Genomic DNA, 14,952 nt, shown 5'->3' with positions numbered 1-14,952 from the left:
GTAATCCGAAGAGGTAGTGGACCATCGAGGGATAGTGGAATCCCAATACGATGCGGACGTAGTAGACCAGAAGTTGTTAACTGATTTGTAGTAGTCAGTGGACGTTGTAGACCAGAGCTGTGCGATAGTCGGGTAGTCAATGCCTGGAATCGCCCCGATGACATTCCCCTGTCCATCGGTCTTCAAAAGCGCGCCCGTAACCGAAGTAATAGCAAGGTTCGTCGTCGTCGCTTGAGGCACCTTCAGATTGCCGCTTGCGGTGACGATCGTAGAGAGAGCACCCGACGAATTATATATATCGAGAATGTTAGCGGTCTGTCCGAGCGCCGCGGCAAGAGCGAGCGTCGTTGTGCCCGTGCTGCCCGAAAGGACGGAGAGCTTCGCATACGGGGTCGAAGACGCGCCGACGGCCACGCGGTCGGTGCTCGTCGAAAGATGCACGTCGCCGAAGCCGCCGTTGAACCAAACGCCGTCGCTTCCCGATCCGCCCCCGCCTATAATCATCCCGCAGGTCACGACGCCGCTCGCATTCGTCTGGAGAGCTTGCGCTCCGCCCGAACATGACGGAACGCCGGAGAGCGCGAGCGAGCCGCTGACGACGAGGTTCGTCGTCGTCGCATTCGTGGTAGTGGCGTTCACCGCGATCGTATCCGTCGCGGTCAATGCGTCTACGCCGACGCTCTGCGCGGCAAGAGTCGCGATATTCGCGACGGTCGAAGCGAGCGCGCTGATGACCGCGTCGCCGATATTCGCATTCGAGACCGAGATATTGCCAGCGACGATCCTTCCGTCCACGGAAAGGTTCCCCTCTTCATCGAGCGCCGCATTCGACGCGTCTATAGTGATAGTGTCGGACGGATTGCCGAGAGCGATCTCTCCTTCGGCCGAGAAGTCTCCGGACACGCCGGCCGATCCGAACGAGCCCGTGCCTGCGACGACGAGATCGCGGGAAACCTCCGCCGAGCCGCGGACGCGGACGTTCTTGCCGACGGCGACATTACCGGTCGTGATCACTTCGCCGAGCGAAGCGACTCCCGTCGAATGGATATTCGACGCGTTGAGGACGGCGTTGAAGAATGCCGGGCCGTCGACGGTGATCGATTTCGCGAACTTCGCGTCGCCGAACACGGAAAGGCCGCCGTCTATCTCCACGGCAGAGAGGAGCCTAGTCGCGCCTTTGACGAGGAGCGTCTTACCCACTTCGACGTTTCCGTCGAGATAGACGTCGTCGGTCGTGACATTGCCGTTCTTGGTCACAAAGGCGAGCGTGAAATCGCCGGACTTGCTGCCGTCGAGCATCTCGGCGTTGAGGTTTTTGACCAGGGTCTTCGAGTCTACGACGATCGGTGCTATGCCGTCCTTGGCGTACGAGCGGAATTGGCCGTCGGTCTCGATGTGGCCCATGATCGAGACGTTGCCCTCTTTGTCGAGAAGGAGTATCTCGTTCTGGTGCGTGCCCGGCCTGAAGCCCATGACCGTATTGGCATCGGTCCATGCTTTCTTTGCGGCAGCGACCGCGCCGTCGAAGAATCCGAATACGAACGGCGTCGGGAAAATCGAAAAGAAGACGATGACGGCGACCGTCGCGTATATGAGCGTCTTGCTGCCGAATATCGTCCTCCAGGATCGCGTGACGATGTTCGGCTGGCCCGGAAGCACGCGAACCTTGTCGAGCTTCTTCGATATCTCGGCGAGAGTTGCGGCGATCGGATCAGGATCGGTCTTCGGCAAAGGCGCGGGTGCGATAGGCTGCGGAGCGATGACAGGGACCTTGATCACTGGCCTTGGGGTTTCTGCGAGCCCGATCTTTTTCTCCTGGGCGTTAAGGCCGTTGAGATAATTTTTGAGATCGCCATGGAACGTGCGCACGCGGCTCGTATGCGGATGATCGCCGGACGCGGCCTTGTTAAATACAATCATTCCGGGCGCAGCAGGCACTGATTGTATAGGAGTCGCGGCAAGAGTGACAGGCGCCGGCTGGGCCGGAGCAGCCTGGACGGCGGTCACAGCCGAAAGGTCGCCGTGCTGGATCTGGTTTCTGATCATCTGACGCTTCATGTATTCGTCCAGGATCGCCTTGGTCGTATACCAGGTCTTGCCTATCTTTTTGGCAGCTAGCTTTTTCTTGCGAGCGAGAAGAGAGAGATACTCCGCCGAATACGGGGTAAAAGAGGCAGCCTCTGACATCGAGAGCCAGTTGCCGTCGGAACCTTGGGGTTTTTGGAAATCCGGGTTCAAATTTGGTTTATTTTCTATCCGATACGACGTATCGGTATCTCAAAAGAAGACGGGTTCATTATACGGGCGGAGCGCTATCGGATAGGGCTGTTTTCTGGGGACAATCGATACGATTTTCGAACCGATACGATCGCTAAAAGAATGGATGGACGGGACGATTGAGAATTGAAAAATCCAGGGCTTAACCCTGGATTTCTTTCTATTAAGAATGGCGCATTCCGGAAAGGGACGTATTTCTTTATAAATTTTTGCTAAAGCTTTTTATTTTTTTATAAACATTCATAAACCTTACTAGAGCCTATCCCTTAAAAAGCCTTATATTTAAAGGTCTTGAAGTCAAAGGCGCCGACAACCTTTCCTTTGATGCTCCAGAGATCGATCGGTCCCAATTCGCGCGAATCGATGCTTTCGGCGCGGTTGTCGCCGAGGGCGAAATACTCCTTCGGATCGATGTTCGTCCGGGTCGTTCCCACCTCAGGAGTATAAGGTAACTTTAAGTACGCTTCGTCAAGATTGACGCCCTTGCCCGTGCGCGAATCCCTGATCACGATCGCGCCGTTCTCTATCGAAAACCACTCGCCGGGAAGGCCGATGACGCGCTTCACCACCCTTCCCGGATAGACGCGCGGGATGGCTACGACGATATCGCCGCGCTTCGGCTCGCTCCATATATATGCCAATCGGTTCACGAACACGAATTGACCCGACAATATGGTCGGGGACATCGAATCCCCCTGCACGAAGAAAGTCTCGAATACGAAAAGGCGTATGAAGAGGACGACGAGAAATGCGATGAGGGCGACGGAGAGGACGTTTTTCTTGGTCCAGATTCCGCGCTCCGCGATAGGGCCGCCTTCCGGCTGCTTGAGCGTTTCTTCCATGGGGTATATTATACAACCAATGTCAGGCAAATTCATGACGATCAAAGAGGCGGCAGAATTCCTGGGAGTCACTCCTTTGACCCTTCGAAATTGGGACAAGAGCGGAAAGCTCCCGACGACGAGGCATCCGATGTCGAACTACCGCATCTACAAGACCGAGGATCTCGAGAAGCTCGTCAAAGACATCGAGGTCGGCGCGATTCCGACGAAAGCGAAGCCTCGAAAGCTCGCGAAGCGAAAACTTTTGGTGAAGAGCATTCGGGATTAGAAAAGAAAGCAGATTTAAGCGCAAGGCGCACTTTCGTGCGCCTTGCGCTTCCCTGCAATTGTCGCTGCATCGGCTGCATTAGGCTCATAAACAAAAAATCACCCGGGCTCGGCGGGTGATTTTTTGTTTATGAGTCTTTTACGCTATCGAGGTGATCGCTACCTTGAAGAAAGGCTGGCGATGGCCGTACTTCTTGAAGTACTTGCTCTTCTGCTTGTAGTGGATAACGGTTACCTTCGCGTCGCGGCCGATTTCCTTGATCTCCGCCTCTACCTTCGAGCCGGATATGAATGGAGCGCCGACCGTAGTGTCGCCGCCGTTATCGACAAGAAGGACCTTGTCGAAGACGACTTTGCCGCCTACTTTGTGGTCGCCGAGGATCTTTTCGATCTTTACGACGTCGCCGACCTGAACCTTGTACTGCTTGCCGCCAGTCGCAATGACCGCGAAAGCGCCCGTCTTTGCCGCCGTTTTTGCCTTTGCTGTAGCCATGTTTTTGAAATAAAGAGCCCTTGTAAGGGCTTTTGATACGCTCAATATCGCATATAAGCGCTAAAAAGGCAATAGACCGGCTAATCCTCCAGTTCAGGCCTCTCTATAGCCACAGGATCCAATCCTGCCGCGGTACCGGTTATGCGTAAAACGTCCTTATCCACCTTTTTAAGCTCTTTGGACGAATACATATATTGATTGACTACGGTCGCGAGGTTATTGCCGAGCTTGTTATGGTATTCCTCGTAGGTCTTCAGATGCTTGCCTAATTCCCCCACTCTCTGGATGATGTCTTTTGCCGTCTCTTCGATCTGCATGGCCTTCAATCCCTGGAGCACGGTCTGCAGATAGGCCAAGAAGGACGTCGGCGATACGATGATGACCTTGTATTTATTCGCGGCGCGCTGGATCAGATTGTCGGTTTCTTCGGTGACGGCACCGACCTTGTTCACGAGCAAGTCGTAATATATAGCCTCGTGCGGTATGAACATGAATGCGAATTCCATCGTGCCCTGGGCAGGCTTGATATATTTAGACGTCTCGACGATGCGGTTCTTCAGATCGTTCACGAACAGCTTTTCGAGGCGCGCTTTCTCGGCCTCATTCTTCTCTTCCGCCAGGCGGTTATAGTTTTCGAGCGAGAATTTCGAGTCTACCGGAATGATCTTGTCCTTCACGCGCACGATGGCGTCCACGATCAAGGGCGCGCCTTCGTCGTCTTTGCCCAGCGCATACTGCATCTCATAGCTGCCGGGCGGCAGGACGTTCTTCAAAAGCGCCTCCAGGTAGTATTCGCCCAGAACGCCGCGCTGCTTCGGATTCTTCAATATATCCTGCAGATTCTGGAGCTGATCGGCAAAACCGACCATTTGCTTGCCGGTTTCCTCGACGCGGGTGACCTTTTCCGTCATGGACGTGATCTCGCGCAGGAATTTGTCGACAAGGCGCTGGGACTCCGAAAATTGGCTCTTCATCGAATCGGTGACGGTGCGGTGCGTCTCCCCCATCTTCTTGTCCACGGTGCGGTTGAGTTCGTTCATCTGCTCGAGCAAGAGCTTCATGGCCGTATCGTCGCCTTTCGCTTCAGCGAGACCGGCTTCGTTCCTTTTGCGGAGCATGAGATATATGACGGCGCCGTTCAATGCGACGACGAGCGCTCCGAAGATAAAAAGCGTGATGAGAGGCGCATTCAACATGGCTATAGTATACTTTTGTTATGACACTCCATCAAACGATCAAAGGGCATACGAAAGAAGCGATGGTGGCCAAGGACGAGATCCGCACCATGGTCCTGCGCGGCATCCAGGCCGAGATCCAGAAAGAGCTCATCGCCAAAAAGTCCGCGGCCAACGAAGGCACGGACGAAGAAGCGCTCGCTATCATCAAGCGCCTCGTAAAGCAGCGCAAGGACTCGATCGATCAATTCACCAAGGGCGGCCGACCCGAGCTCGCCGAGAGCGAAAAGAAAGAGCTCGCCGTGCTCGAAGCATACCTCCCTGCTTCCATGCCAAGAGAAGATATCCGCAAAGCGGTCCTGGCTAAAAAGGCCGAGCTGAACGTCGCGGACAAATCCGGCGCAGGCAAATTGATCGGCGCCGTATCGAAAGACCTCAAAGGCAAGGCCGACGGAGCCGACATCAAGGCCGTCGTAGACGAGATTTTCGCCTAGCTTCCGGGCTTTCACAGCCCGTTGACAAATGCAACTCAATTGTAGTATAATTGAGGGAGATTAGTCATGCTTTCGGCACATTGAATTCCAACCAAAGGAGCTAAATCATGCCAGAGACGAAGACCGCCTCCCCTTCAGCACGGGAGGCGAGGATAGACCAGAAGCGCTTTCAGCAACGGAAAGCGAGGATCGCCAGCATCTGGACGGGATGGCTCGCATTCGAGAAGCCCCTTCGCGAGAAAGAGCCTGTATACCTGAAGTTCCTCTACGACACCGTCCGGAGGATCGCCCAGGAAAAGGACTTCGCCAAGAATCGCGACCGGCAGAACATCGCATGGGACGAGGCTCGCAATCGAGTGTTCACTCATGAATTCCTTGAAAGCGCCGCGGCCCGGTTCGACAAGGCCCACAAGGACATCATGTCCGACGTGAGCAAGGTCGCGAGCCATAATTCGTGGATAGCCGGACTGAACGACCGCGGCGAATACCGGATCCTGTCGGAAGTGACGCAGGAGATGAGGGGCATCGAAGGAGGGCCGTCAAAGCCCGTCTTCGCGGATCCCGCTCCCCTGCCCGTCTTGAGCACGGCGACGGAGGTCAATCGGATGCTCATGCAGGCACGGGAAGACGACGTCCGGATCGAACGCGAGTTCATGGGCGATACGCCGCCGGCGCCGAGGACGGGAGCGTTCTCCTTCCTCACCGACGTGGACCGCCAAGCGCGCTACATCGACCGGTCAGGCAAGCCCAGGAAGAAAGGAAGGAACTGGAGGAAAGAGTGCTGACCTCCTCCGCGAGAGCGCCCGTAGCGAAAGCTACCGGCGCTCTTTTCATATACGCCTAGTCTCGCAGCGCGAACGAATTGACGTCCACGCCTCCGATATCGCTTATCGAATACGTGAAGTCGGCGACATACGCGTTATGGCCGTCTTCGTAAGAGACGGTTCCCGCTCCGCCGCGCGCTTCGATATCGGTCACGGAGAATCTGCCGCCGAGAGTCTCTTTCACCGGAGAGAGTTCAGATATATAGAGCTTCACATAGTCTTCTATCGGCATCGCCTTTGCAGAGCTCGTCGAAAGCGTCGAGTCTGCGGGCAGGGCTTTCGGCATATGCATGACCCCCGCCGCGACGGCCGAAGCTATGATGACGAGCATGCCTATGGCGAAAAATGTCGCTTTCATATTCATATGTTTAATACGATTGAATCTTGATTATAAGGTTAAATTCGGATATCCTCTAACGCATCGGTCGCGGCGCCCTAGCAAAGGCCCTATCGTCTAATGGTCAGGACAGGAGCTTCTCAAGCTCTAAATCGGGGTTCGATTCCCCGTAGGGTCACAACTCTAGATAATTGACACAGACATGACCGCATGCCATCATTTTGATCGAGTCAGTTCGCTTTCACACATCCAATCAAAGGAGGCTACGCATGAAAAAGCAGAATATCCTGCTCGGCCTGTCGGTAGTCTGCGCTCTCGCGCTCATATCGAGCTGCGCGGCGGGTCCTAATCCTGCGGCGCATGTCCCGAACGGGGCCGGCCATATCGCCGGTTTCTGGCGCGGGATCTGGCACGGCTTGATCACGCCTGCGACGTTCGTCATATCGCTCTTCACGGATAGGATGCACTTCTACGAAGTGCACAATAACGGCGGATGGTACAATCTCGGCTTCCTCGTCGGGATCGTCCCTCCGACGAGGTACATCGTCACGAAGCTGGACCGCCTGACGAGCTAGGCAGGAGCGAGACACCGAGGGCTCTCATCGAATGAGGGCCCTTTTCCTTTTAACAGGAAAACAGCACGAACGTCAGTTCGTGCTGTTTGATGCGGAGCGCTCCGCTCCCATGCAGTGACGGTGAAGAAATGCACCCGCCACCGGAAATGGTGGCTCAGAACGCCGCCCGCCTCTTCCAAATGATGGAAATCGACGCTCGCGATATGCGTAGCGCTTTCTTTCTTCACCAGGACGCTCACTTCCTGCCGCGTCTCGCGCTGGAGGCATCGGACGATGCCGGCGCGGCCGTTCGATTGCTCGTACGGCGTTAGCTTGCCGCCCGGACCCTGCCAGCGCCCGTTCATGAAGAGCTTCATCCTCTTGCCGAGGAGGAACTCCTCGCTGCCGTTCAGACCGCGGGACAAATAGCAAACCGTCGCTTCGCGGACATCCGCGCATATCGCTTCCATATAAAGGCTCCTTTCTTGATTTTAAGGTTTCTGTGATATCGGACTCTGCACCAAATCTATCAGCGCAGCCCTACCTGTCAACCCATTCCTTTTCTTGACGGACGAGCAATTCCGGGGCCCTTTCAGGATGCGCGAGCAAGGCTTTCGAGACGCGCTCCATGCGCATGGACTGGGAGCCTTTGACCAGAATGACGTCGCCCGCACGGGCTATGTCGGCGACGGCAGGAGCGGCGGCGACCGAATCGTCGAAAGAGAGGATGCGGTCGGCGGCAAGGCCCGCGTCGCGCGCGGCAGACGCGATTGACCGCGACGATTCCCCTACGGTGACCAGAGTATGGAGCGTCTCCGCGGCAAGGAACCCGACATCGCGATGCGCCCGTTCCGCATTCGCGCCCAATTCTTTCATATCGCCGAGCACGGCGATCTTTTTGCCGCGCACGGTCATTTTCGCGAGGGTCTTGAGGGCTTCGGCGCATGCGAGCGGCGAGGAATTATACGAATCGTCTATGACCGCGCATCCGTTGATGCCCTTAAGCATCCTCATTCTGCCGTTCGGGCTCTTGAAATCCTTGAAAGCATCGGGAATGGCATTCTCGATGCCGAGAGCCTTGGCAACGGCGGTCGCGGCGGCGAATGCATACATGATATGGTCGCCGACGGCGAATCTGAGCTCGATCTTCTTTTCGACGGCCTTGCCTTCTTCGCCCATCCTTACGACTACATACTGCCCTATCGGCAACGAAACCGGCTCGCTCATATAGGATATCTCCGATTCAGCCATGACGACGTCCGCCGTCTTTGCCGTGCCATATGAAATGGTTTTTGCAGGGATCATCTTGACCGCTTCCATGAATCGCGGGTCATCCGCATTCACGACGATCGTCCCGGCCGGCTTCAACGCATGGGCCAAGAACATCTTTTCGCGGAGGAGCTCGTCGGCGTCTTTGAAGAATTCGACGTGCACCGGCACGTCGGACATGCGCGTTAGGACTACGATATCGGAATGAAGCCATTTCGCCGCGCGCTCTATATCGCCCGGGTGATCGGCGCCCACTTCAAGCACGAGCCATTCAGGGAAGCCGCGGCGCGAGCCGAATAACGCCACCAAAAGCCCGTCTTTTATGTTTTTAAGCCAGAGCGCGGCCGATGACCAACCGTTTTCGAGGCCCAAGATCGCCAGAGGCAGGCCGATCTCGCTGTTAAAGCTCTTCTCGCTCTTGCGGACGCTCTCTTCCCCGTACACGTGCGCCATAACGGCATATATGGCGTCTTTAGCCGACGTCTTGCCGACATTGCCCGTGACCGCGATGACCTTGGGTCTGTGGCGCATCAAAGCGACCCTTGCTTCGAGGGTCATGATGGATACGACTATGTTCTTGAGGATAGATTTCATGCGACTTGTTTCGGCTAGCGGTCAGGCGGGACTTCATAATAATTGATCAGGAATTTGGCGAGGTCTATAAACGGCTGGGTGAGCGTATGCGACGCATACTCCGCGCCCTTCGGGTAGACGGTGAAGAGGAACACGATGAATTGCGGCTTGTAAGCCGGGAAATATCCGAAGAACGAGTGGAGATACCTGTCATCATAATACCCGCGCCCGTCTTCTTTCGCCATCTGCGCCGTGCCCGTCTTCGCCGCGACGGTGTAATGAGGGAATTTGACCGTGCCGTTCAAGAGCGCGGTGTCCACGACGGATACGAGCATACGGGTGATCGTCTCCGACGTTTCGGGCTTAATGACCTGCTTCGTCCCGTCGTATGAGGGCGTCTTCACGTCGCCCGAGGCGTATTCGATCCGCTTGACCACGTGCGGATTGGGCAGGAAGCCGCCGTTTCCGAGGGCAGACAGCGCACGGATCGTCTCTATGGGCGAGATCGCGATCCCCTGCCCGAACGACGCCGTCACGTGCTCGAGGTCGCGCGGAGCCTTGAGATTATCGAGCTTGCCGTGGACTTCGCCCGGCAGGTCTATGCCCGTCTCGTCGCCGAGGCCGTATGCGGTTATGTATTTTGTGACATTATCGTTGCCGAGCTTTTTGGCGACGAAGGCCATGCCGACGTTGAGCGATTCGTCGAGGATGCGCTGCATAGGGATGACGCCGCGCGCCCTGCCGTCGAAGTTCGAGACTTTTGCCCCGTTCACCAGGACGAAGCCGGTATCGTCATACGTCGTCTGCGGCGTTATGACGCCCGCATCGAGGCCGGCTGCCATGACGAGCGGCTTGACGATCGAGCCCATCTCATAGACGCCGTCTACGAGAGGGTTCTTGAAGACCGCTGGATTCTTTTCTTTGGCGAAATCGTTCGGATCGAAGGTCGGATTGACCGCCATGGCATATATCTCGCCTGTATAGGGATTCATGACGATGCCTCCGGTCAGGTCGGACTTCCACGTCGAGACGACGCCTGCGAGGCGTTTTTCCAGTTCCGCCTGGACGGTCGGCTCTATGGTCGTGACGATCGATCCTTCCCCTGCATCGTCCTGTATGAACGTATCGCGCACGTTCGAGAATATCTCCGCGAAGAAATTGACATGGCTATCGGACGTGCCGCGCGAAAGGATGTCATTATATGACTTTTCGAGGCCGTAGCGGCCCGAAAGCGTCATGCCGTCGTCGTTATAGCCGACGAATCCCAAGACGTTCGCCGCGCTCTTGCCTCCGGGATATACGCGCCACTGCTCCTTATAGTCTCCAAGGCCCGCGAGGCCGAGGCCCTCTATGCGCTCTGCCGTCTTTTCATCCACGCGATGGGCGATCTCGGCATATGGGCTGCCGCTCGCGGTCTTAGCGAGGAGCATGCTCTCGTCGAACGATATGATGCCGGAAAGGCCGTTCACGATGTCTTCGGGATGAAGGATCTTGCGCGGCTCGAGCGTGATGGCATAGCCGCTTCCCAGCGTCGCGGCGGAAAGAGGCGCGCCGGACTTCGGCGAGAAATAGATCGTGCCGCGGTCAAAGAGCGTCTGGCTCTTGGATGCGTACTGCTTTTCGGCCTGAGCCGCGTACGCGTCGTGCTTCATCACCTGGATGAAATACAGACGTCCCGCGATGACGAGCGCGGCGATGACGATCACTATCCCGATGAGCCGTATCCGGAACTGGTTCGGCAGTATGCTCATAAGGCGATTATACCTTTGCTTATCCCCCTAGCGATTAAACGAGAGCGAGCCGGCGTTAGCCTTGGATATATAGACCGGGTCGAATGAAGACGGTTTGAAACCCTGGGCGAGGGCATCGTCCATGGTGATCGCCGACTTTGCGGCGAGATAGGCCGATTCGAGCGAGCTGACCGAGGACGTGAGAGCGGTTATCTTCGTCTGGGTGGCTTTCGTGGCGACGATGTTGGCTATCGTCATGTTTATGAAGCACGCGTACGCGAGGACAAGGGCGACGATCACGCCCAAAAGAGCCCATGCGGTGAGGGGATGCTCCAATCGCTCTACTTTTTCCTGTACATACTGTGTCATTGTCTTCTGTTCTAATGCGTGTAATGTTTCCTGCTACTGCTTTATGAAAATCCTCAATTTGGCGCTTCGGGAGCGGGGATTTTTCGCCATCTCCGCGTCCGTCGGCGCGACGGGCTTTTTCGTCATCTGGCCGCCCTTGCCCTGCTTCGCCCATTCCTTCATCGCCGTCTTGACGATGCGGTCTTCGAGGCTGTGGAAGGATATGACGGCTATCCGGCCCTGCGGAGCCAGAATATCGAACGCCCTTTGAAGCCCTGCTTTGAGGCTCCCGAGCTCGTCATTCACGGCTATGCGGAGCGCCTGGAAGGTCCTCGTCGAAGGGTGTATCTTGCCCCTCTTATAGAGAGCGGGCACGGCGCCTTCTATGATGGCCGTGAGCTGATGCGTCGTCTCGATCGGTGACTTTTCGCGCGCCGCGACGATGGCCTTCGCGATGCGCCGAGCGTATCGCTCTTCGCCGTAAGCGTATATGACGTTGGCGACGTCTTCTTCCGCCCAGCCGTTCACGATATCCTGCGCGGTGAACGAATCCTTGCCCGGCCTCTTCTCCATGGTCATGAGGAGCGGCTCGTCATTCCTGAACGAGAATCCCCTGCCCGAGGAATCAAGGTGCGGCGACGACACGCCGAGATCGAGGACGATCTTGTCGGCATGGTCTTTGCCTGCCTCTCTGAGGAAGCGGTCCATGTCCTTGAAGTTGCCTTTGAAGAGCCTGAAACCGACGCCGGCCTTTTCGAGCCTCGCCGACGATTCGGCGAGAGCGTCTTCATCCCTATCTATGCCGATGACGAATACGCCATGGGACGCTTTCGACAGGGCGACGGCATGGCCCGCCCTTCCAAGCGTGCCGTCCACGACGACGTCGCCAGGCTTCACTTCCAGACCCTCTATCGTTTCTTTTAAAAGAACTGACTCGTGCATATTCGTATATGCCCGCTCCGCTTAGAACACGCCGACCGAGCCGAGCTTCTCGGCGAGGTCATTGCTCTTGCCTGCGACGCCCTTCTTGAGGGTCGCCCAGGTCTTCTCGTTCCAGATCTCGACGCGGCTGTGGACGCCGACGACGGAGACCTTGCCCTTGAGGTTCGCCCATTCTTGGAGATAGTCGGGAACGAGGATGCGGCCGATGGAGTCAATGTCGGCCTCGACCGCGCCGCCGAACATGAATCGGCTGAACGACCGGCTATCCGACTGGCCGAGGGACGCTTCCGCCAAGCGGCCCGATATCTTGTCCCATTCCTTGGGCGCGAATACGAAGAGACAATGGTCGAGACCGGGGGTCACCACCACCTTCTTCCCCATCTTCTCCCTGAACCTGACCGGGAGCGAGATGCGGTTCTTCTCGTCTATCGAGTGTGTATATTCGCCTATAAGCATTACTTCTTCCTCGGGACCTTCACCAATCTACGGAGCCGGAGGCCTTTGATGCGGAACTTGGTGATCACGAGCCCTTTCGCATCCTTCGATCCGACGACCGCATACGACGTTTGAATGATCTTCATCGTCTCGTGGGATTTTTATCGGAGGAGAATCGCCTTCTAAATCGATTTTCCACTTTTTCCCACTTGATAAATATTTTATAACACTTGCTCCCACAATGATACACGGTTATCCACATTCGCGCACGCCGTTTCGGCACGTTAAAAGCCGCTCTGTTAAGCGGCTTCGCGGGGAGTCCTCTTATTCCTTCTTTTTCGCTCTCTTCAGGGCCGATCTTATCTTTCCGATGACGCCGGCTTTCTTGGCGCCCGCCTTCCTTTCTCTCTTCTCTGCGCTCTCCGGATTTTCCGCCTTCGGCTTCACGAGCGGGAACGTCTGCGTCTCGCGAAGAGGTCTGTCGGCGAGGAATGCGAAGAGCCGCTCGCCGAATCCGAAGCCGCATACGGGCGGCATGGCATGCTCGAGCATCTCGACGAATTCATAGTCGGGCATCATCGCCTCTTCGTCGCCGCGGTCGATGAGCCGCTGCTGCTCGCCGAAGCGCGCGCCCTGGTCGATCGGGTCGTTGAGCTCGGAATATCCATTGCCGACCTCGCTTCCCGCGAGGAGCACCTGGAAGCGCTCGACGGTGCCCGGCTTCGCTCTCGATTCCTTGGCGAGAGCGGAGACGAGCTTGGGGTGATTGACGAGGAACGCGGGACCGGAGATCTTCTTGCGGCAATGCTTCCAGAGCGTGTCGGTGAGCCTCTCTCGCGTGGCGCCCTCGTACGGGACACCGAGCTCGCGGAGCTTCGCAGCCATCTCCTTCTCATCGGCCGTGAGGACGTCTATGCCGGTGACGCGCCTCACTTCGTCGGCATAGTCTATCTTCTTCCATTCGTCCGCGAGATCGAATTCCTGCCCGCGCGTGGCGAATCTCGTCGTGCCGAAGACGCTCTTCGCGATCGCCCGATAGAGGTCTTGGACGAGCCTCATGCCGTCTTCATAGTTCGCATATGCCCAATAGAACTCCATATTGGTGAATTCCTGAAGATGCTCCGGGCTCGATCCCTCGTTCCTGTATATGCGGCCGATCTCGAACGTCTTGTTGAAGCCGGCGGCCATGAGGCGCTTCTGCCAAAGCTCGCCGACGGATATTCGCATGAATACGTCTATACCGTAGTCGTTATGACGGGTCTTGAACGGGCGCGCTTCGGCGCCGCCAGTCGTGACTTCGATGGTCGGCGTCTCGACTTCGAGGAAGCCGTTGTCTTTGAGGAAATTCCTCGTAACGTCCCAGAATTTGGCCTTCTTTACGAAAAGGTCGCGGAGCTCCGGCCGCATAACCATATCGAGATAGCGCTTGCGAAGCCTCTCTTCTTCGTCCTCGAGGCCGTGCCATTTTTCAGGCAGAGGCAAAAGCGATTTGGACGCCATGGTCCACGATTTCGCCAGGACGCTCTGCTCTCCCCTCTGGGTCTTGAAGAGCGTGCCGGTGACACTTATGAAATCCCCGATATCGGCGGCTTCGCCGAAGAGCTTGAACAGGTCGGCGGAGAGCTCGTCTTTCTTGAATACGGCCTGAAGCCTATCTTTACCGTCGTCGAGGACGACGAACAGGATAGCGCCCTGGCCGCGGATGGCCATGATGCGACCGACGAGCGATAGAGCCCTTGCGCTCGCCTCGAACTCGGCGAAAGACGCCTTGGCGTCCTTGAGGCACATGTCGCGAGGAACCTTCGAAGGATACGGATCCATGCCCGCCTTCTTCAAAAGCTCGATCTTGCCGAGCCTCGCTTTCCTTATTTCATCTATAGATGCCATGCAAGACTATTCTACCGCGACGATCTTGTATGCGGAAACGCCTTTCGGGGTCTTGACCGAGACCGATTCGCCCTTTCGCTTGCCGATCAAGACGGAGCCGAGCGGCGACTGATTCGATATTTTGCCCGCGACGGTGTCTACCTCGTCGGAGCCGACGATGACGAATCTCTGCTTGCCGGAAGCGCCGGTTTTCTCGACAGTGACGACGGAACCCATGGAGACGCTGTCTCCGTGCATTTCATGCACGATCTCGGCGGTCTTGAGGGTGTTCTCGATATTGGCGATGCGGTCCTCGATCGTAGCCTGGAGCTCGCGTGCCTCCTGGTACTCGGCGTTCTCCGAAAGGTCGCCGAGGGAGCGGGCATATTCAAGGTTCGTAGCGACCTCCTTGCGCTTTACGGTCTTGAGGTCGACGAGCTCTTTCTCGAGCTCCTTGTACTTCTCTTTCGTAAGGTATTTGGTGCTGTCGGTCATGACGGCTTGTTATGCTTTATATAGCGCGGGC

Annotated in this window: 18 protein-coding genes and 1 tRNA gene; 5 read left to right on the top strand and 14 right to left on the bottom strand. The window is 56.6% G+C overall.

What is annotated here, in order from left to right:
- Both VHE10_03910 and lepB read right to left on the bottom strand, forming a co-directional pair.
- On the bottom strand, positions 1–2,238 hold a 2,238-nt coding region (locus tag VHE10_03910), incomplete at its 3' end, for a hypothetical protein (GenBank protein HVU06901.1).
- A gap of 305 nt (positions 2,239–2,543) precedes the next feature.
- Positions 2,544–3,119, bottom strand: coding sequence for a signal peptidase I (lepB, locus tag VHE10_03905; GenBank protein HVU06900.1), 576 nt, complete (start codon positions 3,117–3,119; stop codon positions 2,544–2,546).
- A gap of 19 nt (positions 3,120–3,138) precedes the next feature.
- Here lepB and VHE10_03900 point away from each other — a divergent pair, with 19 nt between their 5' ends.
- The gene (locus VHE10_03900) at positions 3,139–3,387 is read left to right on the top strand and encodes a MerR family DNA-binding transcriptional regulator (GenBank protein HVU06899.1); all 249 of its coding nucleotides are present in this window, start codon (positions 3,139–3,141) and stop codon (positions 3,385–3,387) included.
- A 138-nt stretch (positions 3,388–3,525) separates the two neighbouring features.
- Here VHE10_03900 and rplU read toward each other — a convergent pair whose 3' ends face one another.
- Positions 3,526–3,879 carry a 50S ribosomal protein L21 gene (gene rplU / locus VHE10_03895; protein ID HVU06898.1) on the bottom strand — a complete coding sequence of 118 codons (354 nt, stop codon included), beginning with the start codon at positions 3,877–3,879 and terminating at the stop codon, positions 3,526–3,528.
- Between the two features lie 80 nt (positions 3,880–3,959).
- Positions 3,960–5,075: a DNA recombination protein RmuC gene (locus VHE10_03890; GenBank protein ID HVU06897.1), complete on the bottom strand. Its 1,116-nt coding sequence runs from the start codon at positions 5,073–5,075 to the stop codon at positions 3,960–3,962.
- A gap of 20 nt (positions 5,076–5,095) precedes the next feature.
- Between VHE10_03890 and VHE10_03885 the strand changes: the two genes are divergently transcribed.
- Positions 5,096–5,548 carry a GatB/YqeY domain-containing protein gene (locus VHE10_03885; protein HVU06896.1) on the top strand — a complete coding sequence of 151 codons (453 nt, stop codon included), beginning with the start codon at positions 5,096–5,098 and terminating at the stop codon, positions 5,546–5,548.
- Between the two features lie 107 nt (positions 5,549–5,655).
- A complete protein-coding gene (locus VHE10_03880; protein HVU06895.1) occupies positions 5,656–6,333 on the top strand; it encodes a hypothetical protein in 678 nt (225 codons plus the stop codon).
- Positions 6,334–6,388: 55 nt separating this feature from the next.
- Here the strand turns inward: VHE10_03880 and VHE10_03875 are convergent, their stop codons facing one another.
- The gene (locus VHE10_03875) at positions 6,389–6,730 is read right to left on the bottom strand and encodes a hypothetical protein (protein ID HVU06894.1); all 342 of its coding nucleotides are present in this window, start codon (positions 6,728–6,730) and stop codon (positions 6,389–6,391) included.
- A gap of 85 nt (positions 6,731–6,815) precedes the next feature.
- On the opposite strand from VHE10_03875, the gene VHE10_03870 reads away from it, so the two are divergent.
- Both VHE10_03870 and VHE10_03865 read left to right on the top strand, forming a co-directional pair.
- Positions 6,816–6,887, top strand: a tRNA-Glu gene (locus VHE10_03870).
- Positions 6,888–6,978: 91 nt separating this feature from the next.
- Entirely contained in the window at positions 6,979–7,284 is a 306-nt protein-coding gene (locus VHE10_03865) for a hypothetical protein (GenBank protein ID HVU06893.1), read from the top strand.
- Here VHE10_03865 and VHE10_03860 read toward each other — a convergent pair.
- The 9 genes from VHE10_03860 to greA form a co-directional block, all read right to left on the bottom strand.
- On the bottom strand, positions 7,281–7,733 hold the full coding sequence (locus VHE10_03860) for an NUDIX domain-containing protein (protein ID HVU06892.1): 453 nt from the start codon (positions 7,731–7,733) through the stop codon (positions 7,281–7,283). The genes VHE10_03865 and VHE10_03860 overlap by 4 nt on opposite strands.
- A gap of 70 nt (positions 7,734–7,803) precedes the next feature.
- The gene (murF, locus tag VHE10_03855; GenBank protein ID HVU06891.1) at positions 7,804–9,126 is read right to left on the bottom strand and encodes a UDP-N-acetylmuramoyl-tripeptide--D-alanyl-D-alanine ligase; all 1,323 of its coding nucleotides are present in this window, start codon (positions 9,124–9,126) and stop codon (positions 7,804–7,806) included.
- Between the two features lie 14 nt (positions 9,127–9,140).
- Positions 9,141–10,856, bottom strand: a complete 1,716-nt coding sequence (locus VHE10_03850) for a penicillin-binding protein 2 (GenBank protein ID HVU06890.1) — start codon at positions 10,854–10,856, stop codon at positions 9,141–9,143.
- A 27-nt stretch (positions 10,857–10,883) separates the two neighbouring features.
- Positions 10,884–11,204, bottom strand: a complete 321-nt coding sequence (locus tag VHE10_03845) for a hypothetical protein (GenBank protein ID HVU06889.1) — start codon at positions 11,202–11,204, stop codon at positions 10,884–10,886.
- A 33-nt stretch (positions 11,205–11,237) separates the two neighbouring features.
- Complete coding sequence (gene rsmH, locus VHE10_03840) at positions 11,238–12,125, bottom strand: 16S rRNA (cytosine(1402)-N(4))-methyltransferase RsmH (protein ID HVU06888.1); 888 nt, start codon at positions 12,123–12,125, stop codon at positions 11,238–11,240.
- A gap of 21 nt (positions 12,126–12,146) precedes the next feature.
- Positions 12,147–12,581: a division/cell wall cluster transcriptional repressor MraZ gene (gene mraZ / locus VHE10_03835; GenBank protein HVU06887.1), complete on the bottom strand. Its 435-nt coding sequence runs from the start codon at positions 12,579–12,581 to the stop codon at positions 12,147–12,149.
- Entirely contained in the window at positions 12,581–12,706 is a 126-nt protein-coding gene (locus VHE10_03830) for a hypothetical protein (protein ID HVU06886.1), read from the bottom strand. Before VHE10_03830 ends, mraZ begins: the two co-directional genes overlap by 1 nt.
- Positions 12,707–12,884: 178 nt before the next feature.
- Complete coding sequence (locus VHE10_03825) at positions 12,885–14,447, bottom strand: lysine--tRNA ligase (protein ID HVU06885.1); 1,563 nt, start codon at positions 14,445–14,447, stop codon at positions 12,885–12,887.
- Between the two features lie 6 nt (positions 14,448–14,453).
- Positions 14,454–14,921, bottom strand: coding sequence for a transcription elongation factor GreA (greA, locus tag VHE10_03820; GenBank protein ID HVU06884.1), 468 nt, complete (start codon positions 14,919–14,921; stop codon positions 14,454–14,456).
- Between the last annotated feature and the right edge of the window lie 31 nt (positions 14,922–14,952).

The organism is Candidatus Paceibacterota bacterium (assembly GCA_035546035.1).
Classification (GTDB): Bacteria; Patescibacteriota; Minisyncoccia; order Phycocordibacterales; family UBA6065; genus UBA6065.
Note: the sequence above shows the minus strand (reverse complement) of the source record. Positions and strands in the feature narration are given on the sequence as shown.